Source organism: Flavobacterium alkalisoli, from assembly GCF_008000935.1.
In the GTDB taxonomy this organism is placed as follows: Bacteria; Bacteroidota; Bacteroidia; order Flavobacteriales; family Flavobacteriaceae; genus Flavobacterium; species Flavobacterium alkalisoli.
The window spans coordinates 1,646,808-1,672,851 of sequence record NZ_CP042831.1; the positions used below are offsets into that span (position 1 = coordinate 1,646,808).

Here is a 26,044-nt window from a genome sequence, read left to right on the forward strand (position 1 = left end):
CGGCAAAACCAGTTTGCCTGTCTGTTACTATTTTATAAAGAGATTCTAATGTGTTAAAAGTAGTAAATTGTAGGAAGATTACAATTTTATTATCGCCCTATTTTCGCTAACTTGCATCACATCAAAATAAATCCGGAATGATTACTACAAAAGATATACGCTTTTCTTACGGGAAAGGCACTTCTTTTCAGTTTCCTGATATAACAGCTTCAAAAGGAGACAGCCTTCTTATAACGGGAGGATCGGGAAAAGGAAAAACCACATTATTGCATTTGCTTGGAGGGCTTTTACGTCCGCAGTCGGGAGATGTTTTTATAGATGATACAAGCCTGTCCGTTTTGTCAGACAGGAAACTCGATCATTTTAGGGGTAAAAACATAGGGCTTGTATTGCAGCAATCCTATTTTGTGGCATCACTAAACGTTTTGGAAAATGTGGTACTGGCATCATGGCTGGCAACCGGACATCATGCCACTGAAAAGGCGAAGCAGCTTTTAGAACAACTGGACTTAAAAGAGCATATGCATAAATTGCCTTCTCAGCTTAGTATTGGCCAGCAGCAAAGGGTGTCTATTGCCCGTGCCCTTATTAACGAGCCCAAGTTGTTACTTGCCGATGAGCCTACTTCAAGCCTTGATGATGAGAATGCTTATAAGGTAGCCGATATGCTTTCGGGACTTGCCAAGCAGTTTGGTACTGCACTGGTTATAGTAACTCACGACCAAAGGTTAAAAGACCGTTTCCCTAATCAAATTACGTTATCATGATTACTAAAATAGCTTGGAAAAATATATGGTTTAAGCCACTAAATACACTTCTTAGTATTATCCTGCTAACAGCGAGTGTGGCTATTATTACCCTGCTTATTTTACTGCAGGATCAGTTTGAAAAGAAATTTAGTGACAATATAGATGGTATAGATATGGTGCTTGGCGCACAAGGTAGCCCGTTGCAGCTTATACTGTCTTCGGTTTATCAGGTAGATGCCCCAACAGGGAATATTGATTATACCGAAGCTAAAAAATGGATGAAACACCCGTTTGTGGAAACGGCAATTCCGCTTGCTTTTGGTGATAATTACAGAGGATTTAGGATTGTTGGGACAACCCCCGAATATTTACATAAATATGGTGCAGAGATAACCGACGGTAAGGTTTTCGATAAGAATTTTGAGGTTGTTGTGGGTAGTGCCGTAGCACAAAAAATGAATATCAAGTTAGGAGATAAATTCTTTGGTTCTCACGGAGATTCTGAAGAAGGGGAGGTACATGAAAACCATGCCTACATAGTAACCGGTATCGCCTCTTCAACCGGTAAGGTAGTAGACAATCTTATTTTAAGTAATATTCCAAGCGTTTGGGCAATGCATGACCACGAACACGATCATGAACATGAAGGAGAGGCATTGGAAGACCATGATCACGAAGGGCACGACCATCATGACCATGAAGCTGCTGAAGAAGCTCATGACCACGAAGACCACATGGCAGCCGAAGAGGAAGGTGAAGAACATCATCATGAAGATGGCCACGATCACGACCATGCAGAAGAAGTTCATGATCATGTGGATATACCTGTAAGTGAAGAAGGGAAAGAGATAACGGCGGTGCTTATTAAATTTAAAAGCAAAATGGGTATAGTAACCTGGCCAAGGCTTATACCTCAAAATACAAAAATGCAGGGAGCGCTTCCTGCTATAGAGATAAACAGATTGTTTACGCTTTTTGGTATCGGCCTTGATGCGTTGCAGTACCTTGCTTATGGTATTATGCTTATATCGGGTATCAGTATATTTATCGCTTTGTTCAATACTTTAAAGGAAAGAAAATATGAATTTGCCCTTCTGCGTGTTAATGGTGCAAGCAGGCTGCAATTATTAATGCTTGTTCTTATAGAAAGTCTCTTATTATGCTTTACAGGATACATTTTTGGAACGATTGTTGGGAGGTTAGCACTAAGCTTAATTTCGGGTTCGTCTGAAAGCGAATTTAAAATTTCGTTTAATCCTCTCGAGTTTGTGTGGGAAAAAGAGGGATATTTATTCCTGCTCACTATCTTTGTAGGGGTTTTAGCGGCGGTTATACCTGCGGTTAAGGCTTACGGATTAAATATTTCAAAAACACTGGCAAATGCGTAAAAATTATTTCATTGTAGCAGTAATTATGTTTTCGGGGTTAATGTTGATGTCATTGCGAACACCTTCTTTACAAAATTCCGGTTTTACGACTACTAATACAAAGGCAGACAATACTGCTGTTTTCTCGGATACCTTATCCTGGAAACTTTTAGGGCAGATAAAATATATCAAGAAATCAACCGATGATTATCCTGAAGGGGTAATGTTTCCGGTTGTAAATCCTACACTAAAGGCGAAAAGCAAAAAAACTATTATAATGAGTGGTTTTATTATTCCTATTGATAATAAAAGCTATGCGCTTAGTAAAAATGTTTTTGCTTCCTGCTTTTTCTGTGGTCAGGCCGGTCCTGAAACCATAATGGGGATTAAGTTTAAAAATCCTAACATGAAACTTAAAACCGACCAGTATGTAACGCTGGAAGGTACTTTTAGATATAATGACTCTGATGTGGACGACTGGATTTACCACATTGAAAATGCTGTTATTATAAAAGGATAATGAAGCTAAAGGAAAAGAAAGCGGTGTTTTTTGATCTCGACCATACATTATGGGACTTCGAGAAAAACTCTGCGCTTACTTTTCAGGTAATTCTTCAAAAGCATAATGTTGAGGTTGATATAGAGCTGTTTATTGAAAACTATATTCCTATCAATCTTAAATACTGGAAAATGTATCGCGATGGACATATCAGTCAGCAGGAGTTAAGGTACAACAGGCTTAAAGAAGCTTTTGATACTGTAGGCTGCGATGTAAATGATGTTACTATTGATAAGCTTTGGGAAGATTATATAGCCCTTTTGCCTACCTATAATCATTTGTATGAGGGTACTGTAGAGATACTGGAGTATTTAAGGCCTAATTACAGTCTTCATATAATTACTAATGGGGTTCAGGAAATAGCAAAGCTTAAAAATGCCGATATTTACCATTATTTTGATACCATAACAAACTCTGAGCAGGCAGGATGTAAAAAGCCCGATGCCAAGATTTTTGAATATGCTTTAAAAATTGCTAACGTAGAAAAAAATACGGGGGTAATGATAGGCGACTGTATTGAAGCCGATGTTCAGGGTGCTCTGGATTGTGGTCTGGACGCAATTTACTTTAATGAAAACAAGCTGGCAGTAAAAGAGGGGATACCTCAGGTTCATCATCTGCTGGAATTAAAAAATTTCCTTTAAAAATGAAAAAAATAGCTCTTTTTGCAGCGTTGCTGTTTAGTGGTGTTTTATTTGCTCAAAGTACTGATATTAATGATTATAAGTATGTAGTGTTGCCAAAACATTTTGATTTTCTTTCAGAGAAAAATCAGTACAACATGAATGATATTACCAAAATGCTTTTTGAAAAGAAAGGCTTTGAGGTTTATTTTGAAGGAGATGAAATGCCTTTTGAGTTGAAGATGGATAAATGTAAAGCCTTATATGGAGATTTACTATTGGACTCTAAGCTTCTTTCTACGCAAATAACAATTGTTTTAAAGAATTGTGTAGATCAGGAGGTTTTTAAATCGCTTGAAGGTAAAAGTAAAGAGAAAGAATTAAGAAGGGCTTATTATGAGTCGCTTCGTGATGCTTCCAAATCACTGGATGCTACCGATTACAAATTCAAAGGAGAAAGTGCTACACCGCATCAGGCATCGGAAGAAAAAGAACCTGTTGTTCAAAACAGGGATAATCAGTTATATGCTAAACCTACATCATACGGTTACGAACTAATAGATAAATCTCAAAAAACAGTTCTTAAAATGTATAAAACATCTCAGCCTGATTCTTATAGTGCTAAGATGGAAGATATAACAGGAGTTGTGTTTAAAAGAGACGGTAGCTGGGTTTTTGAGTATTATCTTAATGATGAGCCTGTTTCACAGGTACTGAATATTAAATTCTAAATCTTTAATATTTATATTTTCCTTTCCACCTGTGCTTTAAAAAGTCGCGGGTAGAGTTTTCACGGCTATTATTTCCCGGTTCATAAAAAGGCGTGCCTTTTATTTCGTCCGGTAAAAATTCCTGATCGGCAAAATTGTTATCATAGTCGTGCGCATATTTATAGTCATCACCATACCCTAAATCTTTCATAAGTTTTGTGGGTGCATTGCGTAAATGGAACGGTACAGGTAAATCACCTGTTTGTTTTACCATTTGTTGTGCTTTCCCTATAGCCATGTATGAAGCATTGCTTTTTGGTGAGGTAGCAAGATAGATTGCACACTGACTTAAAATGATGCGCGATTCAGGATAACCTATGGTAGATACTGCCTGAAAGGCATTATTAGCCATAATAAGTGCAGTTGGATTGGCATTACCAATATCTTCAGACGCAAGGATTAGCATGCGTCGTGCTATGAATTTTAAATCTTCACCTCCCTCAATCATTCGTGCCAGCCAATATACGGCACCGTTAGGGTCACTGCCTCGCATCGATTTTATAAAAGCTGAGATAATATCATAATGCTGTTCTCCGGTCTTGTCATAAAGTACAGTGTTTTTTTGAACCAACTGCATTACCTTGTCGTTGGTTATTACAATGTCTTCTCCTTCAGAAGCATTAATAATAAGCTCAAAAATATTAAGAAGCTTTCTGCCATCACCTCCTGAAAGTCGAAGTAGGGCTTCTGTTTCCTTAAGGTCAATGTTTTTATGTTTTAAAATCTCATCGGTATTCATAGCCCTGTGTAATAATGCCTCTAAATCCTCTTTAGAAAAAGCATTTAATACATACACCTGACATCTTGACAATAACGCGGGAATAACCTCAAAACTCGGATTTTCGGTAGTAGCACCTATTAGTGTTACCCAGCCTTTTTCTACTGCAGCTAAAAGGGAGTCCTGTTGCGATTTGCTAAAACGATGAATCTCATCAATAAACAATATTGGATTTTTAGAAGTAAACAATCCGCCACTTTGTTTGGCTTTGTCAATAACCTCACGTACGTCTTTAACACCCGAATTGATTGCGCTTAACACATAAAAAGGTCTTTTGGATTCTTCAGCCATGATTTGAGCCAATGTGGTTTTTCCAGTTCCCGGAGGCCCCCATAGAATAAGCGATGGGATTACTCCGCGAGCTATCTGATGGGTTAACGAACCGTTTGGGCCAACCAAATGCTGCTGACTGATATATTCTGATAAATGCTTAGGGCGTATGCGTTCTGCTAAAGGTGCTTCCATTGTGTAAAATTACTGAATTATGACAAAATTGCACTAAAGCAAAATTGGTTAAATTATTGAGTAGATACAAATAGCTTAACATACCTTTTATGACCGATAATCAATTCAAATTCACTCCTTCTGTACTGGCCTGGCCTTTGTATTTTGTCCTTTCCTTATGGATTGTATATTGGGCCGATATTAAATTCCAACTTCATTTAAATGATTTTGGTATTTATCCACGTACATTAAAAGGATTGCGTGGTGTTGTTTTCAGTCCTTTTCTGCATGGTAGTTTAGAGCATCTTTATAATAATTCGATACCGTTATTGGTACTTATAGCTGCTTTACGATATTTTTATCGTAAACAGGCGCTACAGGTAATTGTTTACGGTATTTTACTTTCGGGATTGTTTACCTGGGCAATAGGCAGGGAGTCTTATCATATAGGGGCAAGCGGACTGATATATGTTTTGGTAAGCTTTATTTTCTTTAAAGGTATACAAACGGGTTATTACAGGTTAGTGGCTTTGTCTTTACTAATAATTATACTGTATGGTGGGATGATATGGTATATATTTCCGGATGTTAAACAGGGGATATCCTGGGAAGGCCACTTAGGAGGGCTGTTAACCGGATTATTGTTTTCCAGGATATATGTAACACCTCAATACAAGAAACAAATTACTTATGATTGGGAGAGAGCAGATTTTGATCCCAGTCAGGATGCGTTTATGAAACGCTTTGACGAGAAAGGTAATTTTGTTAATCCTCCAAAACCGGAACCGGAAGAATTATTTGAAGATGAAAGTAATATTCAGGCAGATAATTCTACCCATACGCATAGCGGACCTGTATTAAGGATAGTGTATAGTTATACACCCAAGCCTGAAAAGGAAGGTGAGGAGGGAAGCGAAAACCAAATTAATTAAAGGCGTTGTCTTACAGCCTCATATAGAAAAGCACCACAGGCTACAGATACATTTAAAGATGATATTGTTCCAAACATAGGCAGTTTTGCTTTTTCATCTACTATCTTTAAAACAGAAGGGTTTATACCTCTGTCTTCCGACCCCATTATTATAGCAACAGGTTCATTAAATGAAACATCATAAATAGTGTTTTCTGTTTTCTCTGTCGCGGCTATGGTTTTTATGCCAGAACCCTGCAGGTGGAAAATAGCATCTTTTATGTGCTCTACTTTACAAATAGGTACATTAAACACCGCTCCGGCTGAAGTTTTTACTGTGTCTCCGTTTACAGGGGCAGACCCCTGTTTTTGTATTATAATGCCATCTACACCTGTACATTCTGCTGTACGGATAATAGCACCAAAGTTTCGTGCATCAGATAACTGGTCTAGGATAAGGAATAAAGGAGCTTTGCCGGTTTCAAGTACATTCTCTACTAAAGTTTCAAGATCGTGAAAGCGGATAGGGGCAATGGTTGCTACAACACCCTGATGATTATTTGGGGTAAGCCTGTTTAACTTTTCTACAGGTACATAGCTAAAGTTAATGTTGTTTCGTTTGATGGTTTTCATCAGGTCACGCATCAGGTCACCCTGTGCCTCTTTCTGAATAAAAATCTTATCAATTTCTTTACCTGCATTTATGGCTTCTATTACAGCCCTTATCCCAAAAATCTGATGTTCTTTTTCCATTTTGCAAATGTAATAAAAAAACCACCCCGTTAGGGGTGGTTTTAAGAGACGAAGTTTCTCTTTTAATACTCATCTTCCAAAAAGCCGGTTCTTTTGTGTCCTGCGAAGATGATTATTGTACCCGGATCATAACTAAACTCCCCTTTAAAATAGATACTGTCTACTACAACACCTGATTCAGAGAGTGCAGCATTTTTAAGTATCATACCTTCAGTTACATTAAAAGTACTTCCCGGATCAGCCAGGTTTTCCTCATCAGTAGTGCTAAAGGTAAAGTTGTTAAGGTCTACCGCTACCGTACCTTTTATCCAGTAGCCGTTTTGATTATCATCTATAAACATCCTACCGTCTCCTGCATTTGTATCATATGTTTTATGTAATATATGCTGAGCCAGTACAGAGCCTGATGCTTCATCAATAATATCTACCCACCATTCGCCGTTCATTGCAACAGATGGTGTGGTATCCATACCGTAGTCGTCATAACCACCTTCTTCACAAGAGGTTAAAGCAAAAGCGAAGACTCCTACAAGCAATAATAATTTTTTTATATTTTTCATGAATTTGCTTTTTTAGAATTGAACTTGTGTAAGTTGGCTTTCAAACGTATAGGTTGTACCTGAAACATTCCAAACTGTTGTTAGTACAAGGGTTTTGGTTACAGGGTCTACAGTTAAATCTGTTATTTCAGCACTACCTCCAAAATATCTGTTGGTTTGAGTTCCCGGGAAACTAAAATCGTTAGAAGGGATGTCGTTAGCTACAATAATACCTCCCGGTGTTTCCGAAAAGTCAATTGCTCTTCCAAATAAATACCAACCTCCAAACGAATCAGATATCTGATAGCTACCATCTGCATTTTTCCATATCAACATATACTCAATGTCGGTATAAGCAGAAGCGGGACTCCCTTGAGTACCATTTCTAAATACAGTAGAAGTATACAAGCCTTCTATACTGTTAACAAGGTCGCCAGTATTAGCTACAATAACCTGTCTTGTTGAAGTACCACTAAAGCCATCTTCATTTGTTGCAGAATATTCCTGAGTGTATATGTCTGCAATATTAGTGTCTAGCGTTGTAGATACATTATTTCTGTATCTTCCTACAAATCTAATGTCTACCGGAACTTCTTCTTCGTCGATAGTTGCAACAGCTCCTGGGTCTGTATAAGAATCACCTAGGTTTAAAAGAACATCACCTCCGTTAACTTCGATTATCGGATAGTAGGTTACTTTAGAATCAACAGGGTCTTCATATCCACACGATGTTAAGACCGCGAGAGATAACAATAAGCCTGCTTTTAATGTTTTATATATAATTTTCATGATTTCAGTTTTTAATTATTCTGTTTTCTGATCCCACCAAACATTATCTGTAAGGCTATTGTGCTGAGTTATATTCGGATTTCTGTTTACCTCATCATCAGGATAGAATAAGATACTAGGTATTTGTACATTCGGTAATGTTGAAATTGCAGATGGTATCCTGTTTCCTTGTGAGTAGTCTTCAGTTCCTTCTGGAACAACTTCAGGGAATTTAGTTCTTGTAGCTTCTATGTAAGCCTCTATATTATTTATATAAGGCAGTGAAGCCCATTTTTGAATGATTACCTGTCTTACTAGAGTTTCGGTATCACCTGTAGCATTATACTCATATGCTCCTCCTGCATCTGTAAGAGCTGTAGCTGCTGCTGTAGCTTCATCTGCTGTAAATACCGGTATTAGGTTTTCTTCAGTATCGGTTAAATCATCATCTTTTTCAAAGTACTTAGAATAAGTAAGGAAAGACTGTAATACACCGTTGTCATATTTCTCTTTTGCACCCGCTCCACCTGCATAGCGTATTAAAGCCTCTGCCTGAAGGAAATTGCTTTCTGCTAAAGATATTAAGAAAACAGGTGTTTGCTGCCAAATGTTAGGCCTTCCGTAAGAAGCTGCGGTGTTGTTAAAGTCATTTCCTGTTCCCTGAGAGATGGAAGGAAAGTTTAAAGGGTTTGTTCCTGACGGTCTGTAAGCTGCCTGAATTCTTATATCACCATTGTCTTGATAAAAATCGCGTAATGTATTACTGGCTACATTGTTTACGTCACCAAGCCTATCAATTTGTACTTCATAAAAAGGATTTCTCTTGTTTTGAGTATCATCAAAGTTCGTAAAAGCAGCATCTACTGTAATAAAGTTGTCTTCGGCTAATAATGCATTTACTGCAGATGGATTTGCCATAGGAGTATAAGCCATTCTTATATACATTTTTAGTTTTAATGTATTTGAAAACTCAATCCATCGGGCAACATTACCTCCATATATCTGATCCTGAGATCCTACGCCACCATTTACAGGATTTGCTTCATAAGCGGCAACGGCCTCATCTAATTTAGCTATGAGGTCAGCATATACTTCCTCACCAGGAGTTACTGCAGGAGTTATGTTTTCTATGCCTTGTAAAGCTTCTGTGTAAGGAATATCACCAAATAGGTCTACCATTAACTGAAAAGTATATGCTTTTAGACAGGTTGCGATAACTACAGTACCAGTGTCACCATCTTCTTGTGCAGTAGTTATAGTAAATTCCAGGTCGTTTAGACATCCTGCATAAATTTCAGTCCATAATCTGTCAGCATAAGAAGTTGTTAGGTTATATTGGTCAAAAACTTCATATTGGCTGGCACTTGGTGATTGAGTATGATACTGAGCCCAAAAACCACCTAGATTTGTTAATTCACCACCTAGAATAGTTACTAAAGATGCTTCGGAAGAAGCAAGTGCAAGTCCCTTAGTTATTTGAGCAGGTGAGTTTGGGTCTGTATTTATATCCAGCTCATCGTCACAGGATGTGAAGACTACTGCAAATGATAATAAGAATATTTTAAATATATTTTTCATGATATTTTTTTTTAAAAGTTTGCTTTAATGCTAAAACCAATGCTTCTTGTTGAAGGGTTAGCGCTAAATTCACCAAACTGACTTTGTAGATCTGTACCAAATGTTGATGCTTCCGGATCAATGTACTGATTGCTTCTTGGTGTCCATATGAATAGGTTACGTCCTATTGCAGATACCTGTAGTCTTTGTACAAATCCGTCACCTAATAACTTAGATGGTATATCATAGCTTAAAACAACCTCTCTTAATTTAATAAATGACTTGTCTATAACTGTTGCTCTTGCAAGTGCATCAGCTCTGTAATAATCATCCATATGCTCCACATCTACCGGAGTAGTGTTAGGAGAGTAAGAAACAGTTCCGTCATCGGCCACATCTTTAACTACTGATCCTGGAACAATAAATGGTTGACGATCGTTATAAGTTGTAGTTATAGAGTTACCTGTAAATCTTGTGATGTCTGCTGTACGAGAGTACATTAAACCACCCTGACGAATATCAAATGTAAAGTCTAGTGATACACCTTTCCATCTGAAAGTGTTTCCTATACCCATAGTGTAGTCATACTGAGTATCACCATATACTTCTTTTACAGAAGATGCTACAGGTACACCGTTTGCATCAACAACAATGTTTCCGTCTGGATCTGTTTCCGGTACACTACCCATAATAAGCGCAATTGGCTGTCCTGGTTGTGCTACTAGTGATGTAGTGCTTAAACCACCAAGGTCTACCTGTTGGATACGAGGGTCCAGTTCTTCAAGCACTGCGTTGTTTGTTGCAAAGTTTACTGAAGTGCTCCACTCAAAACCATCTGTTTTGCTTCTTACAAGGTTTAGTGTTAGTAAAGCCTCAAAACCTTTATTAGAGATAGTACCAATGTTAGCTGTCTGATTTGTATAACCACTACTTGGTGCTAATGGAAGATTTAATATCTGATCTTCTACTTTTGCGTCATAGTAAGTAGCGTCAATTGAGATTAAGTTATCAAAGAATGATGCTTCGATACCTACTTCAAACTCTTTTCTTCTTTCCGGTCTTAAGTCAGGATTTGCCAATCTGTTACCTACTTCATAACCCGTAATACCATTTACAGGATAGTTGTAATTTCTAAAGCCTTGGTTGTCTGTGCTGCCTAAGGCATAAATAGGAAGTACCTGATACGGATCTGTATCCACACCGGTTTCACCATAACCTACCCTTAGTTTACCATAGTTGATGACATTTTTAATTTCAGGGAAAGTTTTAGTAAACAACCAGCTTATGTTAGCACCACCGTAAAATACTGATCTTTGGTCTTTAGGAAGAGTAGAGTACCAGTCGTTTCTTAAGTTGGCAGTAAAATATAACTGATCCATAAATGAAAGTGTAGAAGAGTTATATACACCATATAGCTTTCTTGAATTTCTTGTAGAAGCTATAGTAGGTACATCTGCACTGTTTGAGAAAGAGAAGAAACCTGGTATATCCTGACTAGGTACACTTGCAGCTAATGAGCTTCCTTCTCTGGTGTTGGCGTTGAAACCAAAAGTTGATGCTAAACCAAACTTTTCACTTAAGTCAAAATTCAAGTTATAAAGTATGTCATGGTTTAACTGCTTAATAGTATTATGCGCTTCTGCATATGTACCGGGTTGCTCAGTAGATGTGCCATCATTAGGGCTTCCCGGATCTGCATCAACTTCAGCGGTCCATATTCTTAATTTATCACTATACTGGTCTAGACCAAAACGATATGATACGCTTGACCATTTGTTTAATTCATAAGAAAGTTCAACAGAACCATATATTCTTTCCTTGTTGTAGTCACTGCCATTTTCATTAAGAGTGAAATATGGATTGGTTACACCATAAGGAGTGTAATAATTAGAAACATTATGAAACGGATTGGTGTAGTCTGCAAATTCTGTAATAGGAATATCCGTAGGAATTTGCATAAGGTTGTTGAATGTGTTAACACCCTGTCCTGTGGCTACAGCACTACCTCCTGTATTAACATAATTTAGATTTCCTCCTAAAGTAAATCCTTTGATTTTTGATGTACCCGATAACCCTAAAGTGTTTCTTTCAAAAGAGTCAGAATCTGTAGGGTATATACCGTCCTGTTGTAGGTTTGAATAAGATAACCTTACGCTGGTATCTCCGCTACCTCCTGAAACTGATGTTGTTGTAAAAGTTGAAGTACCTATATCAAAGAAGTTTTCAAGCTGGTCTTCCTGAAATACATAAGGTTTGATAAGTTGTGAATTGTCTACAACATTACCCCATGTGCGCACTGTTCCGTCAAATCTTGGACCCCAAGAACCATTTTCTCCAAGATAGTGTACGCCGTCCCAACCTTGTCCAAAAGTAGACTGGTATTTAGGTGTTCTTAGTATTGAGGTAAAGAATGTTGTGGTAGAGAAGTCTACAGCCAGTTTTCCGGCTTTACCTTTTTTAGTTGTAATCATGATAACCCCGTTGGCAGCACGTGAACCATAAAGTGCTGTTGCAGAAGCACCCTTAAGTATGGTCATGCTTTCAATGTCATCAGGGTTAATGTCTGACGAACCGCGTCCAAAGTCATAACCTCCGTTTAGGTCATCAGAAAAGTTTGTGTTGTCATTAATTGGTACACCATCTACTACATATAGAGGCTGGTTGCTACCCCCAAGAGTACTTATACCCCTGATGATAACCCCTGATGATGCACCCGGGTCGGTTGAAGCGTTTGAGATAACAACACCCGCAACCTTACCTTTAATGGAGTTGGCTATATCGCCCTGTGCTCCTTTACCAATTTCCTCTGACCTGATTGTTGATGTGGCGGCACCAATGGAAGCTTTTTCCCTTTTGATACCTACCGCGGTAATAACCACGGCATCAAGTTCGGTAGCATCATCAGCTAATGTTACATTGACTGTTGTGGATGTAGCAGCGACTTCCTGCGTTTTCATACCAATGTAACTGAATACCAGTGTTTGACTTGGTGAAACCGAAATTTCGTACTTACCGTCAATGTCTGTTTGAACTCCCGTAGTTGTCCCTTTAATAAGAACGTTGACACCCGGAAGCGGAAAACCTGTTTGGTCTACAACAGTACCCGAAACTGCCCTTTCCTGCGCAAATGAAATTTGCATTATTAACGCAAAAAAGAGCGTTAATAATCCCTTAAGTTTTGTCTTCATTGAAATAGATTTGAGTTAGTCTACCAAATTTCATATCTAGAATTTACTAATCCAAATTTTTTGGGATATATTTTAAAATTTTAACAGATAATTAGGTTTTTTTGTAGGAAAAAAAGAGCGAAAGGTATTTAAATATTAACTATTTATATTTATTATTGTTAAAAGTGTTATAAAAATTTAAAAAACATAATTATTTTAACAAACTTATGAATGTCTTTTCTTTAACTCTAATTTAAAGATGAAGTAATTTAAATAAGAAAGGTAAGGGGTAGTTTTGTTGCGGACAAATAAGTAATAGTAGATTAAGTAGTTTTAGTTTAGTTTAAAGGAAGCTATCTGTGAAAACAGATGGCTTTTTTCTTTTTCAGGATAAGGATTATTGTTAACTCTTAAATAAAGTTTATATAATCTTTCTCATTTTACTGAAGAGTAGTTTTGTCTCACTATATATTATTAACTAATTAAAAATAAAAATGCGCAAAATTTACTTGGTGGTTTTTTTGTTTCTGCTTGGTTTAGGGATGAAGGCTCAAACATTATATCCTTATTTGCAGGCTCCTACAACAAATTCGATTTATGTTAACTGGAAAACAGAGGCAAACCCGAACTCTGTTGTTGAATATGGTATTTCGGCAGATGCCTTGGTAAATACTGTTAACGGTTCTAATCAGATTTTCTCTGATACGGGTTATCAGGATAACTATTATTATCATACTGTTAAGCTGGAAGGTTTGGATTCTAATACAAAATATTATTACAGAGTAAAAACCGGTTCTGTGGTTTCTGATGTTTATTCATTTAAAACACTTCCGCTTCCCGGGCAGGCTGCTACTCAGGATGGACATCTTCGTTTTTTAGTGTTAGGTGATAACCAAATGAGAAACGTTCCTCGTTTTGACTCCCTTGTGTCTGCTGCTAAAAGAAAGATTGCAGACAAATGGGGGATTGACGCCGATCCGGCAGATAATATTGCATTAACTGTTATGGTGGGTGATCAGGTTGATGTAGGTACGCTTGATCATTATGAAAATGTTCACTTCAAGAAAAACAAGGCCCTTTCAGGATATTTGCCTATACAGACGTTAGTAGGTAATCATGAAACCTATGGTACATTAGGTATGCAGGCGTATTATGATCATTATGTACTTGATGAAATGTCTTATCAGGGTATATCTTCGGGAACAGAAAACTATTATGCTAACCAGGTGGGTAATACTTTATTTATTGCGCTGGATACTGAGCATACAGGTTTACAGCAGTTAAACTGGGTAACACAGGTGCTTGAGGCGGCTAATGATGACGATACTGTAGACTGGATAATCTCATTAGGGCACAGGCCTTATCAGGCAGAACAATATGTAGGAGATATTTCTAACTGGGTAAGAAATACAGTTATGCCTGTTTTGGTTACATCTCCTAAACACATTCTGCATATTGGTGCACACCACCATTTATATCACAGAGGTCAGTTAAAAGACACGCCTACTTATCAGATTATATCCGGAGGTGTGGCATGGGATCAATACTGGGGTATGTCGGTAGAGCAGGATTTTGAAGATGTTCAGAAAACTATATCAAACTGGTTGTATCAGATAATTGATATAGATGTAAACAACGGTACTTTTGATGTTGAGGCTTACTCTATTGGTAGTGTATACACATGGAAAAACAATGAGCTGATGGATGAGTTTCACCGTTACTTAGGCTTGGAGTCTCCTGATACACCTACAATCGTTAACGATTTTAATGGGGGTGATGTAGAGCTGCCATTGGTTATAGAGAGTACAGGGTATGCTACTTCAACCGAAGAAACTTTAAATTCAACTCAGTTCCTTATAGGTAAAACTCCGCAGTTCGATATTATAGAAAAAGATGTTTACAGGGATTTTGAAAATCTGTATGGTCCTGTAGGGACACAGGTAGATACTACTGCAAATATTAATTTAGGTGTGGATATTACAAAGCTTACCATTGCACAAAATGAAATTCCTAATGGGCAATATTTTGTAAAGCTTCGTCATAGGGATAGTAATCTTAACTGGAGTGAGTGGAGTGAGGTTAAATCGTTTAATGTAATAAACAGTGAGTTTGCCAATACATTAATCCAAACAGATACTATAGCATATCATCCTAATACGCCTGTTACTGTTTCTTATTCTGATGCACCAGGAAACAGTACCGACTGGATTGGTGTATATAAATTAGAGCAGGAGCCGGGTAGTGCAAGTCCTTCTCAGGATTGGGCTTACCTAAACGGACAAAATAGCGGTAACGTAGTTTTTGATGGATTTACCGATTATGGCAGATACTATGCTGCAATATTTGAAAATGACAGTTATACTGAGATTGCAGATAGGCAAATATTCTATGTTGGTCCTTTTGTTACGCTTAGTACAGATCAGGAAGTTTATGACTCAGGTGCTGCTGTGACAATTTCTTTTGAAAATGGTCCGCAGTTGCAAAACGACTGGATTGGTATATATAAGGTAGGTCATGTTCCTGGTTCGGTAAACTCTACACAATGGCAATATGTTACTTCGCAAAGTGGTGATTTTACTTTTGAGGGACTTGCCGATGGTTACTATTATGCAGAATACTATCTGCAGGATGGTTATTATAGTATAGGTAATAAGGCGTTCTTTCAGGTAGGGGAGCAAATTACCCAGCTTATAATCAATAAAACAATCTATAATCTTAACGAAAATATTATTGCTACATGGACAGATGCTCCGGGTATAATAAAAGACTGGTTAGGTATTTATCACGAAGGTGATGATCCAAATATAGATGAGCTTGTTAGTTATACCTATTTTGACGGACAGCCTGAAGGTACTAAGGTAATTCCTGATGAAAACCTTCCCGCTGAGGCCGGAGATTATTTTATTGTAATGTTTACTAATGACTCTTATAATGAAATATCAAACAGAATTTCTTTTGAAGTTGTTGATGATACAATGGGTATTCCTGAAAACAGCAGCCAGTCGGGTGTTATGGTTTATCCTAATCCGGTTAAGAAAGGGGAGAGGACTTATATCAAGTCTAAATACCCTATTGATAAAATAGATATGTTTGATATGACAGGTAACCTTTTCTATTCATCACAAAATATTAATGACTATAATTTCTCTTTAATAAATCAAAGTCTTCCTACGGGAGTATATGTTTTAAAAATACACTCAAACAAGGTGTACACCGTTAAGGTGATAGTTGACTAATTAATTGCATTGTGATCAAAAGGCTGCCTTATGGCAGCCTTTTGATTTTAGAAGGTAGTCTTAAAACTTATGTGTACAATAGAGTTGGATAGTTTAATGGTTTGTCCTTTTGTACTTCCGTTAGCATAGATGATATTAAACAGTCCTGTTTTTGTAAGGAGCCCGAAACCAAAACCAAAGCTTAAAAGGTTGTTGTTTATGTTGCTGGTTTCATCCTGATAGTATCCGTAATCGGTAATGGAGTGGAGGTACATGTTTTGAGCCAGTACAAAACGATACTCGCTCATTATTGCCGAAAATAGATTTCCCTGCAGGCTGTTTTCATTAAAACCTCTTATAGAGGTGATACCTCCAAACCTGAAAAGTTCACTTACTATATAGGAGTCGCTTTTAAGGTAATAGGTTTGGTTCTTTAGGTTTATAATGTTTCTTTTATTGAGGTAAAAATTATACGCCGCATTAATTTGTGCAAAATGCTGATTGCTGTTTCCTGCTTTGCTGTCTCTGGTACCTACGCCTGCTTTTAGCTGAAGTATGGTTTTTTCCGGAAATAGAAAATCATCAATATTGTAGTTTGTAAATTCGTAGGTTGATGTCCAAAAGCGATTGGAGTAGTCACTTAGTGTACTGCTGTTTGTGTTTTGAATGTCGACTGACTCTGTTGTCTGGCGGCCTAAGAATAATTTTGAGTTATAGCTAAAGTAATATCCCAGGTTTAAGTCGGTAGATGTGTTTTGAAAAGTACTGTCCTGTTTAAATATTTTAAGACTACCCTTTACCCCTAACGGACTCTTGAATATATAAGGTAATTCCAGAGCTGCATTAAAGGTGGTTTGTTTCTGTCCGTCACTTTTCCAGAAAAGATTGAATTTCTCTCCGGAGTTCAGTACGTTATTAAGGAGTATGTCTATATATCCGTTAAAGATTATATTGCTTTCTTCATCGTTTGTAAAACCTATAAATCCGTCAAAAGTGTTTGGTCTTCCTTTTTCAAGGTATACATATACTTTTGTGCTGTCTTCCTTAAACAGTATTTCAGGGTAACGAACCTGATTTACAAATCTAAGGGCATTAAAGTCTTTGTATATCCGCTCAAGGTTGTTTTGGTTAAATACCTTGCCTTTGTATTGCTTTAATATGTTTCGGCGTATTCCTTCGGGGAACTTGTCATATCCTTGAATAGTCAATCCGTTAATAGATCTTTTCTTTTCGGTTTTTAAGTTAAGTTTTGCGTATAAAGAGTTTCCTTTTGTGTTGTGGTCTGTTAGTTTAAGAGAGCTTATGGAATATCCTTTTTGTTCCAGAAGCTTTATACTGGAGTTCATAAAGCTTTCTGCTTCTCCCGGTGTAGTTATAATCGTATCATCTTTAATATTAAGGAGTTCCTTTTCGTTTTCAGATAGTTTTCCGGTATATATATATAAGGTGTTAGTGCGATTGCCCACATTTAAATGATAGAGAAAAGTAGTGTCGTTTGGTTTGGAATAATTGGCTACATCTGTTTCAAAATAACCTCTTCTCTGTAAAACGGATACTACCCTGTCTGTTTCGTCTTTAGCCGATTTGGCATTCTCATGGCTTTTATTGTAACCTATGGAGTCGATAGTTTTTGTTTCCGTCTCGTTCTTTCCTTCAACTTTTAAATAAAAATTTTGGGCTGTTGCCGAAACCGAAAAAAGTAATACTATATATATGGTGAAAAAATGCCTCAACTTAAAAATCTTGTCCGGTAAAAGTAACGCAAAAAAAGCGCAAAAAATATACAGAGGCATTTTTGACTTTGATTCATTTGAAAATTAATGGATTAAGATTTGTTTTGTAAATTATAATTTATACATTTGCATCCCCGTAAAAAGCGGGTTTTTTAAACATAAGAAATTTTTAATATTAATTATGCCAACAATTCAGCAATTAGTAAGAACAGGGAGAGCCCAGATAACTAAGAAGAGTAAATCGGCTGCTTTAGATTCTTGCCCTCAAAGAAGAGGGGTTTGTACACGTGTTTACACTACTACACCTAAGAAACCGAATTCTGCAATGCGTAAAGTTGCAAGGGTTCGTTTAACTAACGGTAATGAGGTGAATGCTTACATTCCTGGAGAGGGACACAATCTGCAAGAGCACTCGATAGTATTAGTTAGAGGCGGAAGGGTAAAAGATTTACCAGGAGTTAGATACCACATCGTTCGTGGTGCTTTGGATACTGCCGGTGTTAACGGTAGGTTACAAAGAAGGTCTAAGTATGGTGCAAAACGCCCTAAAGACAAAAAGTAATTTTAAAAACTTTTAAAGTAAAGACATGAGAAAAAGACAGGCCAAAAAAAGACCTCTTTTACCAGATCCGAAGTTTAACGATCAATTAGTAACACGTTTTGTAAACAACCTAATGTGGGACGGTAAAAAATCAACTGCTTTTAAAGTATTCTATGATGCTATTGAAATCGTAGAACAGAAAAAACAGGATGCGGAGAAATCAGCATTAGAGACGTGGAAAGATGCTATTAACAATGTAATGCCTCACGTGGAAGTAAGAAGCCGCAGAGTAGGTGGTGCTACTTTCCAGATCCCAATGCAGATCAGACCAGACAGAAAAATCTCTATGGCTATGAAATGGCTGATCCTTTATGCAAGAAAAAGAAATGAGAAATCTATGGCTCAGAGACTAGCTTCTGAAATTTTAGCTGCTGCTAAAGAAGAAGGTGCTGCTGTTAAAAAGAGAATGGATACTCATAAGATGGCAGAAGCTAACAAAGCATTCTCTCACTTTAGATTTTAATTCATAAAGAAACATTATAAATAAAATGGCAAGAGATTTAAAATATACTAGAAATATAGGTATTGCTGCTCACATTGATGCCGGTAAAACGACAACAACTGAGCGTATACTTTTTTACACGGGTAAATCACACAAGATAGGTGAGGTACACGATGGTGCTGCTACCATGGACTGGATGGCACAGGAGCAGGAAAGAGGTATTACAATTACTTCTGCTGCTACAACTTGTACCTGGAACTTCCCTACAGAGCAGGGTAAGGCACTTGAGAATACTAACCCGTACCACTTTAACATCATCGATACTCCGGGTCACGTTGACTTTACAGTAGAGGTAAACCGTTCATTAAGGGTTCTTGATGGTCTTGTTTTCCTTTTCAGTGCGGTAGATGGTGTTGAGCCACAGTCTGAAACTAACTGGAGACTTGCAGATAACTACAGAGTTCCTCGTATGGGATTCGTAAACAAAATGGACCGTCAGGGTTCAAACTTCCTTGCAGTTTGTCAGCAGGTTAAAGATATGCTTAAGTCTAACGCTGTGCCAATTGTATTACCAATTGGTGATGAGGCAGACTTTAAAGGTGTAGTAGACCTTATCAAAAACCAGGCTATTGTATGGCATGATGATACTCAGGGAGCTACATTTGATATTGTTCCTATTCCGGATGATTTAAAAGAAGAAGCTCATCAGTACAGATCTCAACTAATTGAAGAGGTTGCTGCTTATGATGAAAACCTTCTTGAGAAATATATGGAGGATGAAAACTCTATAACTGAAGAAGAAATCAACGAGGCGTTAAGAAAAGCTACTATTGATATGGCTATCATCCCTATGCTTTGTGGTTCTTCATTTAAAAACAAAGGTGTTCAGTTTATGCTGGATGCAGTTTGTAAATTCCTTCCTTCGCCACTTGATAAAGAGGCTATCGACGGAACAAATCCTGATACAGAGGAGCCAATTTCTCGTAAGCCATCTGTAAACGAGCCGTTCGCTGCGTTAGCATTTAAAATTGCTACTGACCCTTATGTAGGTCGTTTAGCATTCTTTAGAGCTTACTCAGGTCGTCTTGATGCAGGTTCTTATGTGTTTAACACTCGTTCAGGAAACAAAGAGCGTATATCTCGTATTTACCAAATGCACGCTAACAAGCAAAATGCTATCGATTTCATCGAAGCTGGAGATATTGGAGCTGCTGTAGGTTTTAAAGATATTAAAACTGGTGATACTCTTTGTGATGAGAAACACCCAATCGTACTTGAGAGTATGAACTTCCCTGATCCGGTAATCGGTATCGCTATCGAGCCTAAAACTAAGGCAGACGTAGATAAAATGGGTATGGCTTTAGCTAAACTTGCTGAAGAGGATCCAACGTTTACAGTGAGAACTGACCACGCTTCAGGACAAACTATCATCTCTGGTATGGGTGAGCTTCACTTAGATATCCTTGTTGACCGTCTTAAGAGAGAATTCAAAGTTGAGGTTAACCAAGGTGAGCCTCAGGTTGAGTACAAAGAAGCTCTTACGCGTAATGCCAGCCACAGAGAGGTTTACAAAAAACAATCAGGTGGTCGTGGTAAATTCGCAGACATCGTGTTCAAAATTGAGCCTGCAGATGAAAATGTTGTTGGTCTTCAGTTTGTTAACGAGGTTAAAGGTGGTAACGTACCAAAAGAGTTTATACCTGCTGTAGAGAAAGGTTTCAAAGAAGCTATGAAACAAGGTCCTCTTGCCGGTTATGAAATGGATAGTATGAAGGTGACTCTAACGGATGGTTCATTCCACCCGGTTGACTCTGATGCTCTTTCTTTCGAATTAGCTGCTAAAATGGGTTACAAAGAGTCTGCTAAGGCTGCAGGAGCTGTAATTCTTGAGCCTATCATGAAGCTTGAGGTTCTTACTCCTGAAGAGAATATGGGTGATATCGTTGGTGACCTTAACAGAAGAAGAGGTCAAATCAACAACATGGATGACAGAGCTGGTTCTAAAGTTGTTAAAGCAAGCGTTCCACTTTCAGAAATGTTTGGTTATGTAACTACTCTAAGAACACTTTCTTCGGGTCGTGCAACATCAACTATGGAGTTCTCTCACTATGCTGAAACACCTTCTAATATTTCAGAAGAGGTAATTAAAAAAGCAAAAGGTAACGCTTAATTCAAAGAAAAATGAGTCAAAAAATCAGAATAAAATTAAAATCATACGATCATAGCCTTGTAGACAAGTCTGCTGAGAAGATCGTTAAAACTGTAAAAAGTACAGGTGCAGTTGTAACAGGTCCAATTCCGTTACCTACACATAAAAAGATTTTTACTGTACTGCGTTCTCCGCACGTAAACAAAAAATCAAGAGAGCAGTTTGAAGTTAGTTCATACAAAAGACTTCTTGATATTTACAGTTCTTCTTCTAAAACTATCGATGCTCTTATGAAATTAGAGCTTCCTAGTGGTGTTGAAGTAGAGATCAAAGTGTGATAAATAAATAAAAGTAAAGAAGGTGTCAGGCGGTTTCTTTCTGCCTGATACTTCTTGCTATATAGAACAAAATTTAAATAAGTAATTATAATTAATTTTTAATATGTCTGGGTTAATTGGTAGAAAAATCGGCATGACCAGTATTTTCGATGAAAACGGAAAAAATATCCCGTGTACAGTAATCGAAGCTGGACCATGTGTTGTTACCCAAGTCAGAACCAATGAGGTTGACGGGTATAAAGCGTTGCAACTTGGTTTCGATGACAAGTCAGAAAAGCACACAACAAAAGCGGCTCAAGGCCACTTTAAGAAAGCTGGAACTGATGTGAAGAAAAGAGTCGTTGAATTCAAGTATTTTGAACAAGAGCATAACTTAGGTGATGTTCTAACAGTAGATCTGTTTAATGAAGGTGAATTTGTAGATGTACAAGGTGTATCTAAAGGTAAAGGCTTCCAGGGTGTTGTTAAACGTCACGGTTTTGGTGGTGTTGGACAGGCTACTCACGGTCAGCACAACCGTCTAAGAGCGCCGGGTTCTGTAGGTGCATCATCTTACCCGTCAAGAGTATTCAAAGGAATGCGTATGGCAGGTAGAACAGGAGGAGAAAATGTAACAGTTCAAAACCTTAGAGTTTTAAAAGTAGTAGCAGAGAAAAACCTACTGGTTGTTAAAGGATGTGTTCCTGGACACAAAAACTCTTACGTAATCATTCAAAAGTAATGGAAGTAAAAGTATTAGATATCAACGGAAAAGAAACAGGCAGAACAGTTACTCTTTCTGACTCTGTATTCGCAATTGAGCCTAATAATCATGCGGTTTACCTGGATGTTAAACAATATTTAGCAAACCAGAGACAAGGAACTCACAAAGCAAAAGAAAGAGCTGAAGTTACCGGAAGTACTCGCAAGATTAAAAAGCAAAAAGGAACCGGTACTGCACGTGCAGGAAGTGTTAAGAATCCATTGTTCAAAGGAGGAGGAACAGTTTTCGGGCCAAGACCAAGAAACTACTCTTTCAAACTGAACAAAAACCTTAAACGTTTAGCGAGAAAATCTGCTCTATCAATCAAGGCAAATGAATCAAATTTAACGGTAGTTGAAGACTTCACTTTCGAAGCTCCAAATACTAAAAATTTCATTAACGTTTTGAAAGCTTTAGGGTTAGAGAATAAAAAATCTCTATTTGTGTTGGGTGATACAAATAAAAATGTATATTTGTCGTCACGCAATTTAAAGGCGTCTAATGTTGTAACTACCTCAGAATTAAACACTTATGCGATTTTAAACGCAAATAATTTAGTTCTTTTAGAAGGTTCGTTAGAAGGAATTCAAGAAAATTTAAGTAAATAATAGGGCAATGAGTATCATAATAAAACCTATCATTACCGAAAAAATAACTAAAGACGGTGAAATTTTCAACCGTTTTGGTTTTGTTGTTAACAAGAAAGCAAACAAGATTCAGATCAAAAATGCGGTTGAGGCTGCATATGGTGTTTCTGTTGTTGAAGTTAACACTATGAATTACAGGGCTGATAGAACAGTTAAATACACTAAGAGTGGTTTAATTAGCGGAAAGACAAGTGCTTACAAAAAAGCAATTGTACAAGTACAGGAAGGTGAAACAATAGATTTTTATAATAATATCTAATAGAAAATGTCAGTTAGAAAATTAAAACCTATTACCCCGGGTCAGCGTTTTAGAGTTGTAAATAGCTTTGACACTATTACAACTGATAAGCCGGAGCGTTCATTACTCGCACCGAAAAAAAACTCAGGAGGTAGAAATAGTCAAGGAAAAATGACCATGCGTTACACAGGCGGTGGTCACAAACAAAAGTATCGTGTTATCGATTTTAAAAGAGCTAAAGCTGGTATTCCTGCTACAGTTAAAACTATCGAGTACGATCCAAACCGTTCAGCATTCATTTCGCTTTTAGCTTATGCTGATGGTCAGAAAACTTACATCATAGCTCAAAACGGTCTACAAGTAGGTCAAACTGTTGTTTCAGGTGCTGATGCAGCTCCTGAAATCGGTAATGCTTTACCTTTAAGCAAAATTCCTCTTGGTACTGTTATATCTTGTATAGAGCTACGTCCTGGTCAGGGAGCAGTAATTGCTCGTAGTGCAGGTACTTTTGCTCAGTTAATGGCAAGAGATGGAAAATATGCTACAATCAAAATGCCTTCAGGTGAAACAAGGTTAATCCTTTTAACTTGTATGGCTACAATTGGAGCAGTTTCTAACTCTGATCACCAATTAGTTGTATCTGGTAAAGCAGGTAGATCTAGATGGTTAGGCAGAAGACCTAGAACGAGACCAGTAGCGATGAACCCGGTTGATCACCCAATGGGTGGTGGTGAAGGACGTTCTTCTGGAGGTCACCCACGTTCAAGAAAAGGTTTACCGGCTAAAGGTTACAGAACTCGTTCTAAAGTTAACCCGAGTAATAAGTATATCGTAGAACGTAGAAAGAAATAATAAGTAAGATATGGCACGTTCATTAAAGAAAGGACCTTTCGTTCACTATAAATTAGAAAAGAAAGTTCAGGAAAATATCGAAAAAGGTAACAAAGGAGTTGTTAAGACTTGGTCTAGAGCTTCAATGATTACTCCGGATTTTGTTGGGCAGACTATCGCAGTTCACAACGGTCGTCAATTCGTACCGGTTTATGTTACAGAGAATATGGTAGGTCATAAATTAGGAGAATTTTCGCCAACAAGATCTTTTAGAGGTCATGCTGGTGCAAAAAATAAAGGTAAAAAATAATAAGAAGCTATGGGAGTTCGTAAAAGAGAAAGAGCAGAGCAGATTAAGGAAGCTAACAAGCAAGTTGCGTTTGCTAAGTTAAATAACTGCCCTACTTCGCCTAGAAAGATGCGTATTGTAGCAGATTTAGTAAGAGGTCAGAAAGTAGAATTAGCTCTTAATATATTAAAGTTTAACAGTAAAGAAGCTTCTCGCAAACTTGAGAAATTATTACTTTCTGCGATCAATAACTGGCAGCAGAAAAATGCTGAAGAGAGCTTAGAAGATGCTGGACTGTTTGTAAAAGAGATCAGAGTAGATGGCGGTATGATGCTTAAAAGGCTAAGACCGGCTCCACAGGGTCGCGCTCACAGAATAAGAAAACGCTCTAACCACGTTACTATCGTGTTAGGTGCTAATAATAATAACACACAAAGCAATTAATTAACAGTATGGGACAAAAGACAAATCCAATAGGAAATCGCCTTGGTATCATCAGAGGATGGGATTCCAACTGGTATGGTGGAAATGATTACGGTGATAAACTTGCCGAGGATCATAAAATCAGAAAGTATATCCATGCCCGTTTAGCTAAAGCAAGTGTGTCTAAAGTAATCATCGAGAGAACTTTAAAGCTTGTAACCGTTACTATCACTACTGCCCGTCCAGGTATTATTATTGGTAAAGGTGGTCAGGAGGTAGACAAGCTAAAAGAAGAGCTTAAGAAAATTACTGACAAAGAGGTTCAAATCAACATCTTTGAAATCAAAAGACCAGAACTTGATGCTTACTTAGTAGGTTCAAGCATTGCTCGTCAGATTGAAAGCCGTATCTCTTACAGAAGAGCTATTAAAATGGCTATCGCTGCAGCTATGCGTATGAATGCTGAGGGTATTAAAGTTATGATTTCAGGTCGTTTGAACGGTGCTGAGATGGCACGTTCAGAAATGTTCAAAGAAGGTAGAATTCCTCTATCAACTTTCAGAGCGGACATTGATTATGCACTTACAGAGGCTCATACTACTTATGGTAGAATGGGGATCAAAGTGTGGATCATGAAAGGCGAAGTGTACGGTAAACGTGATCTTTCTCCGTTAGTGGGTATGGATAAAAAACAATCCAAATCTACAGGATCAGGAAAGCCGGCAGGAAAACAAGGCCAACGCAAAAGAAAGTAATTATTTAAACTAAAGAAAAATGTTACAGCCTAAAAGAACAAAATACCGTAAGGTACAGAAAGGTAAAATGAAGGGCGTGTCTCAAAGAGGACACGAACTTTCTAATGGAATGTTTGGTATAAAATCTTTAGATTCATCTTTTATTACTTCTCGTCAAATCGAAGCTGCTCGTATCGCTGCAACTCGTTATATGAAAAGAGAAGGTCAATTGTGGATTAAAATTTTCCCGGATAAGCCTATCACTAAAAAACCTCTAGAGGTACGTATGGGTAAAGGTAAAGGTGCAGTTGAATATTGGGCTGCTGTTGTTAAACCGGGAAGAATAATGTTTGAAGTTGGCGGTGTGCCTTTATCAGTAGCAAAAGAGGCTTTACGTCTTGCTGCTCAAAAGCTACCAGTAAAAACTAAGTTTATAGTTGCCAGAGATTTCGAAGCATAATCTAAATTTATTATGAAACAATCAGAAATTAAAGATCTATCTGCAGCTGAGTTACAAACGAAACTTGGTGAGTTACAGAAAACATATGCCGATCTAAAATCAGCTCACGCGATCTCTCCAATTGAAAACCCATTACAAATAAGAGGTGTAAGAAGGTCTATTGCAAGAGTAGCAACTGAGCTAAGCAAAAGAGATTTACAATAATTGTATTCTGCAAG

General features: G+C 37.6%; 27 protein-coding genes. 20 read left to right on the forward strand and 7 right to left on the reverse strand.

Features of this window, described 5'->3' with window-relative positions; translation table 11 throughout:
• Positions 1 to 137 precede the first annotated feature (137 nt).
• From FUA48_RS07265 to FUA48_RS07285, 5 genes are read left to right on the forward strand one after another with little or no spacing between them, the layout of a single operon-like run.
• Positions 138 to 767, forward strand: coding sequence for an ABC transporter ATP-binding protein (locus FUA48_RS07265; RefSeq protein ID WP_147582925.1), 630 nt, complete (start codon positions 138 to 140; stop codon positions 765 to 767).
• The gene (locus tag FUA48_RS07270; protein WP_147582926.1) at positions 764 to 2,137 is read left to right on the forward strand and encodes an ABC transporter permease; all 1,374 of its coding nucleotides are present in this window, start codon (positions 764 to 766) and stop codon (positions 2,135 to 2,137) included. The genes FUA48_RS07265 and FUA48_RS07270 overlap by 4 nt, the downstream gene beginning before the upstream one ends.
• Positions 2,130 to 2,636, forward strand: coding sequence for a hypothetical protein (locus FUA48_RS07275; RefSeq protein WP_147582927.1), 507 nt, complete (start codon positions 2,130 to 2,132; stop codon positions 2,634 to 2,636). Before FUA48_RS07270 ends, FUA48_RS07275 begins: the two co-directional genes overlap by 8 nt.
• Entirely contained in the window at positions 2,636 to 3,319 is a 684-nt protein-coding gene (locus FUA48_RS07280; RefSeq protein WP_147582928.1) for a YjjG family noncanonical pyrimidine nucleotidase, read from the forward strand. Before FUA48_RS07275 ends, FUA48_RS07280 begins: the two co-directional genes overlap by 1 nt.
• Positions 3,320 to 3,321: 2 nt before the next feature.
• Positions 3,322 to 4,029 (forward strand): hypothetical protein, encoded by a 708-nt coding sequence (locus FUA48_RS07285; protein WP_147582929.1) that lies wholly within the window; start codon positions 3,322 to 3,324, stop codon positions 4,027 to 4,029.
• A gap of 4 nt (positions 4,030 to 4,033) precedes the next feature.
• On the opposite strand, the gene FUA48_RS07290 is transcribed toward FUA48_RS07285, so the two are convergent.
• Complete coding sequence (locus FUA48_RS07290; RefSeq protein ID WP_147582930.1) at positions 4,034 to 5,311, reverse strand: replication-associated recombination protein A; 1,278 nt, start codon at positions 5,309 to 5,311, stop codon at positions 4,034 to 4,036.
• An 89-nt stretch (positions 5,312 to 5,400) separates the two neighbouring features.
• Between FUA48_RS07290 and FUA48_RS07295 the strand changes: the two genes are divergently transcribed.
• Positions 5,401 to 6,222 (forward strand): rhomboid family intramembrane serine protease, encoded by an 822-nt coding sequence (locus tag FUA48_RS07295; RefSeq protein ID WP_147582931.1) that lies wholly within the window; start codon positions 5,401 to 5,403, stop codon positions 6,220 to 6,222.
• Here FUA48_RS07295 and rlmB read toward each other — a convergent pair.
• The 5 genes from rlmB to FUA48_RS07320 all read right to left on the reverse strand — a co-directional run bounded on the left by rlmB (position 6,219) and on the right by FUA48_RS07320 (position 13,005).
• Positions 6,219 to 6,953 carry a 23S rRNA (guanosine(2251)-2'-O)-methyltransferase RlmB gene (rlmB, locus tag FUA48_RS07300; protein ID WP_147582932.1) on the reverse strand — a complete coding sequence of 245 codons (735 nt, stop codon included), beginning with the start codon at positions 6,951 to 6,953 and terminating at the stop codon, positions 6,219 to 6,221. The two genes, FUA48_RS07295 and rlmB, sit on opposite strands and share 4 nt — an antisense overlap.
• 62 nt (positions 6,954 to 7,015) lie before the next feature.
• Positions 7,016 to 7,513, reverse strand: a complete 498-nt coding sequence (locus FUA48_RS07305; RefSeq protein ID WP_147582933.1) for a lipid-binding protein — start codon at positions 7,511 to 7,513, stop codon at positions 7,016 to 7,018.
• Positions 7,514 to 7,525: 12 nt separating this feature from the next.
• The gene (locus tag FUA48_RS07310; RefSeq protein ID WP_147582934.1) at positions 7,526 to 8,281 is read right to left on the reverse strand and encodes an immunoglobulin-like domain-containing protein; all 756 of its coding nucleotides are present in this window, start codon (positions 8,279 to 8,281) and stop codon (positions 7,526 to 7,528) included.
• A gap of 15 nt (positions 8,282 to 8,296) precedes the next feature.
• Positions 8,297 to 9,838, reverse strand: coding sequence for a SusD/RagB family nutrient-binding outer membrane lipoprotein (locus tag FUA48_RS07315; RefSeq protein WP_147582935.1), 1,542 nt, complete (start codon positions 9,836 to 9,838; stop codon positions 8,297 to 8,299).
• 11 nt (positions 9,839 to 9,849) lie between these two features.
• Positions 9,850 to 13,005 (reverse strand): SusC/RagA family TonB-linked outer membrane protein, encoded by a 3,156-nt coding sequence (locus tag FUA48_RS07320; protein ID WP_240732556.1) that lies wholly within the window; start codon positions 13,003 to 13,005, stop codon positions 9,850 to 9,852.
• A gap of 473 nt (positions 13,006 to 13,478) precedes the next feature.
• Between FUA48_RS07320 and FUA48_RS07325 the strand changes: the two genes are divergently transcribed.
• Positions 13,479 to 16,220, forward strand: a complete 2,742-nt coding sequence (locus FUA48_RS07325) for a fibronectin type III domain-containing protein (RefSeq protein WP_147582936.1) — start codon at positions 13,479 to 13,481, stop codon at positions 16,218 to 16,220.
• Positions 16,221 to 16,267: 47 nt separating this feature from the next.
• Here FUA48_RS07325 and FUA48_RS07330 read toward each other — a convergent pair whose 3' ends face one another.
• Positions 16,268 to 17,932: a BamA/TamA family outer membrane protein gene (locus FUA48_RS07330; RefSeq protein ID WP_240732558.1), complete on the reverse strand. Its 1,665-nt coding sequence runs from the start codon at positions 17,930 to 17,932 to the stop codon at positions 16,268 to 16,270.
• A 181-nt stretch (positions 17,933 to 18,113) separates the two neighbouring features.
• On the opposite strand from FUA48_RS07330, the gene rpsL reads away from it, so the two are divergent.
• The 13 genes from rpsL (at position 18,114) to rpmC (ending at position 26,030) form a co-directional block, all read left to right on the forward strand.
• Entirely contained in the window at positions 18,114 to 18,494 is a 381-nt protein-coding gene (gene rpsL, locus FUA48_RS07335) for a 30S ribosomal protein S12 (RefSeq protein ID WP_035129761.1), read from the forward strand.
• A gap of 25 nt (positions 18,495 to 18,519) precedes the next feature.
• Positions 18,520 to 18,996 carry a 30S ribosomal protein S7 gene (rpsG, locus tag FUA48_RS07340; RefSeq protein WP_129749310.1) on the forward strand — a complete coding sequence of 159 codons (477 nt, stop codon included), beginning with the start codon at positions 18,520 to 18,522 and terminating at the stop codon, positions 18,994 to 18,996.
• Between the two features lie 25 nt (positions 18,997 to 19,021).
• On the forward strand, positions 19,022 to 21,145 hold the full coding sequence (fusA, locus tag FUA48_RS07345) for an elongation factor G (RefSeq protein ID WP_147582938.1): 2,124 nt from the start codon (positions 19,022 to 19,024) through the stop codon (positions 21,143 to 21,145).
• Between the two features lie 11 nt (positions 21,146 to 21,156).
• A complete protein-coding gene (rpsJ, locus tag FUA48_RS07350; protein ID WP_020213633.1) occupies positions 21,157 to 21,462 on the forward strand; it encodes a 30S ribosomal protein S10 in 306 nt (101 codons plus the stop codon).
• Between the two features lie 103 nt (positions 21,463 to 21,565).
• Positions 21,566 to 22,183 (forward strand): 50S ribosomal protein L3, encoded by a 618-nt coding sequence (gene rplC, locus FUA48_RS07355; RefSeq protein WP_129749312.1) that lies wholly within the window; start codon positions 21,566 to 21,568, stop codon positions 22,181 to 22,183.
• Positions 22,183 to 22,812, forward strand: coding sequence for a 50S ribosomal protein L4 (rplD, locus tag FUA48_RS07360; protein WP_129749313.1), 630 nt, complete (start codon positions 22,183 to 22,185; stop codon positions 22,810 to 22,812). Before rplC ends, rplD begins: the two co-directional genes overlap by 1 nt.
• A 7-nt stretch (positions 22,813 to 22,819) precedes the next feature.
• Positions 22,820 to 23,110: a 50S ribosomal protein L23 gene (gene rplW, locus FUA48_RS07365; RefSeq protein WP_147582939.1), complete on the forward strand. Its 291-nt coding sequence runs from the start codon at positions 22,820 to 22,822 to the stop codon at positions 23,108 to 23,110.
• A 6-nt stretch (positions 23,111 to 23,116) separates the two neighbouring features.
• Complete coding sequence (gene rplB, locus FUA48_RS07370) at positions 23,117 to 23,941, forward strand: 50S ribosomal protein L2 (protein ID WP_147582940.1); 825 nt, start codon at positions 23,117 to 23,119, stop codon at positions 23,939 to 23,941.
• 10 nt (positions 23,942 to 23,951) lie between these two features.
• The gene (gene rpsS / locus FUA48_RS07375) at positions 23,952 to 24,230 is read left to right on the forward strand and encodes a 30S ribosomal protein S19 (RefSeq protein WP_020213638.1); all 279 of its coding nucleotides are present in this window, start codon (positions 23,952 to 23,954) and stop codon (positions 24,228 to 24,230) included.
• 9 nt (positions 24,231 to 24,239) lie between these two features.
• Positions 24,240 to 24,653 (forward strand): 50S ribosomal protein L22, encoded by a 414-nt coding sequence (gene rplV, locus FUA48_RS07380; protein WP_129749316.1) that lies wholly within the window; start codon positions 24,240 to 24,242, stop codon positions 24,651 to 24,653.
• An 8-nt stretch (positions 24,654 to 24,661) separates the two neighbouring features.
• On the forward strand, positions 24,662 to 25,387 hold the full coding sequence (gene rpsC / locus FUA48_RS07385) for a 30S ribosomal protein S3 (RefSeq protein WP_129749317.1): 726 nt from the start codon (positions 24,662 to 24,664) through the stop codon (positions 25,385 to 25,387).
• 19 nt (positions 25,388 to 25,406) lie between these two features.
• Positions 25,407 to 25,826, forward strand: a complete 420-nt coding sequence (gene rplP / locus FUA48_RS07390; protein WP_129749318.1) for a 50S ribosomal protein L16 — start codon at positions 25,407 to 25,409, stop codon at positions 25,824 to 25,826.
• 12 nt (positions 25,827 to 25,838) lie between these two features.
• Positions 25,839 to 26,030: a 50S ribosomal protein L29 gene (rpmC, locus tag FUA48_RS07395; protein ID WP_147582941.1), complete on the forward strand. Its 192-nt coding sequence runs from the start codon at positions 25,839 to 25,841 to the stop codon at positions 26,028 to 26,030.
• Positions 26,031 to 26,044: the final 14 nt, after the last annotated feature.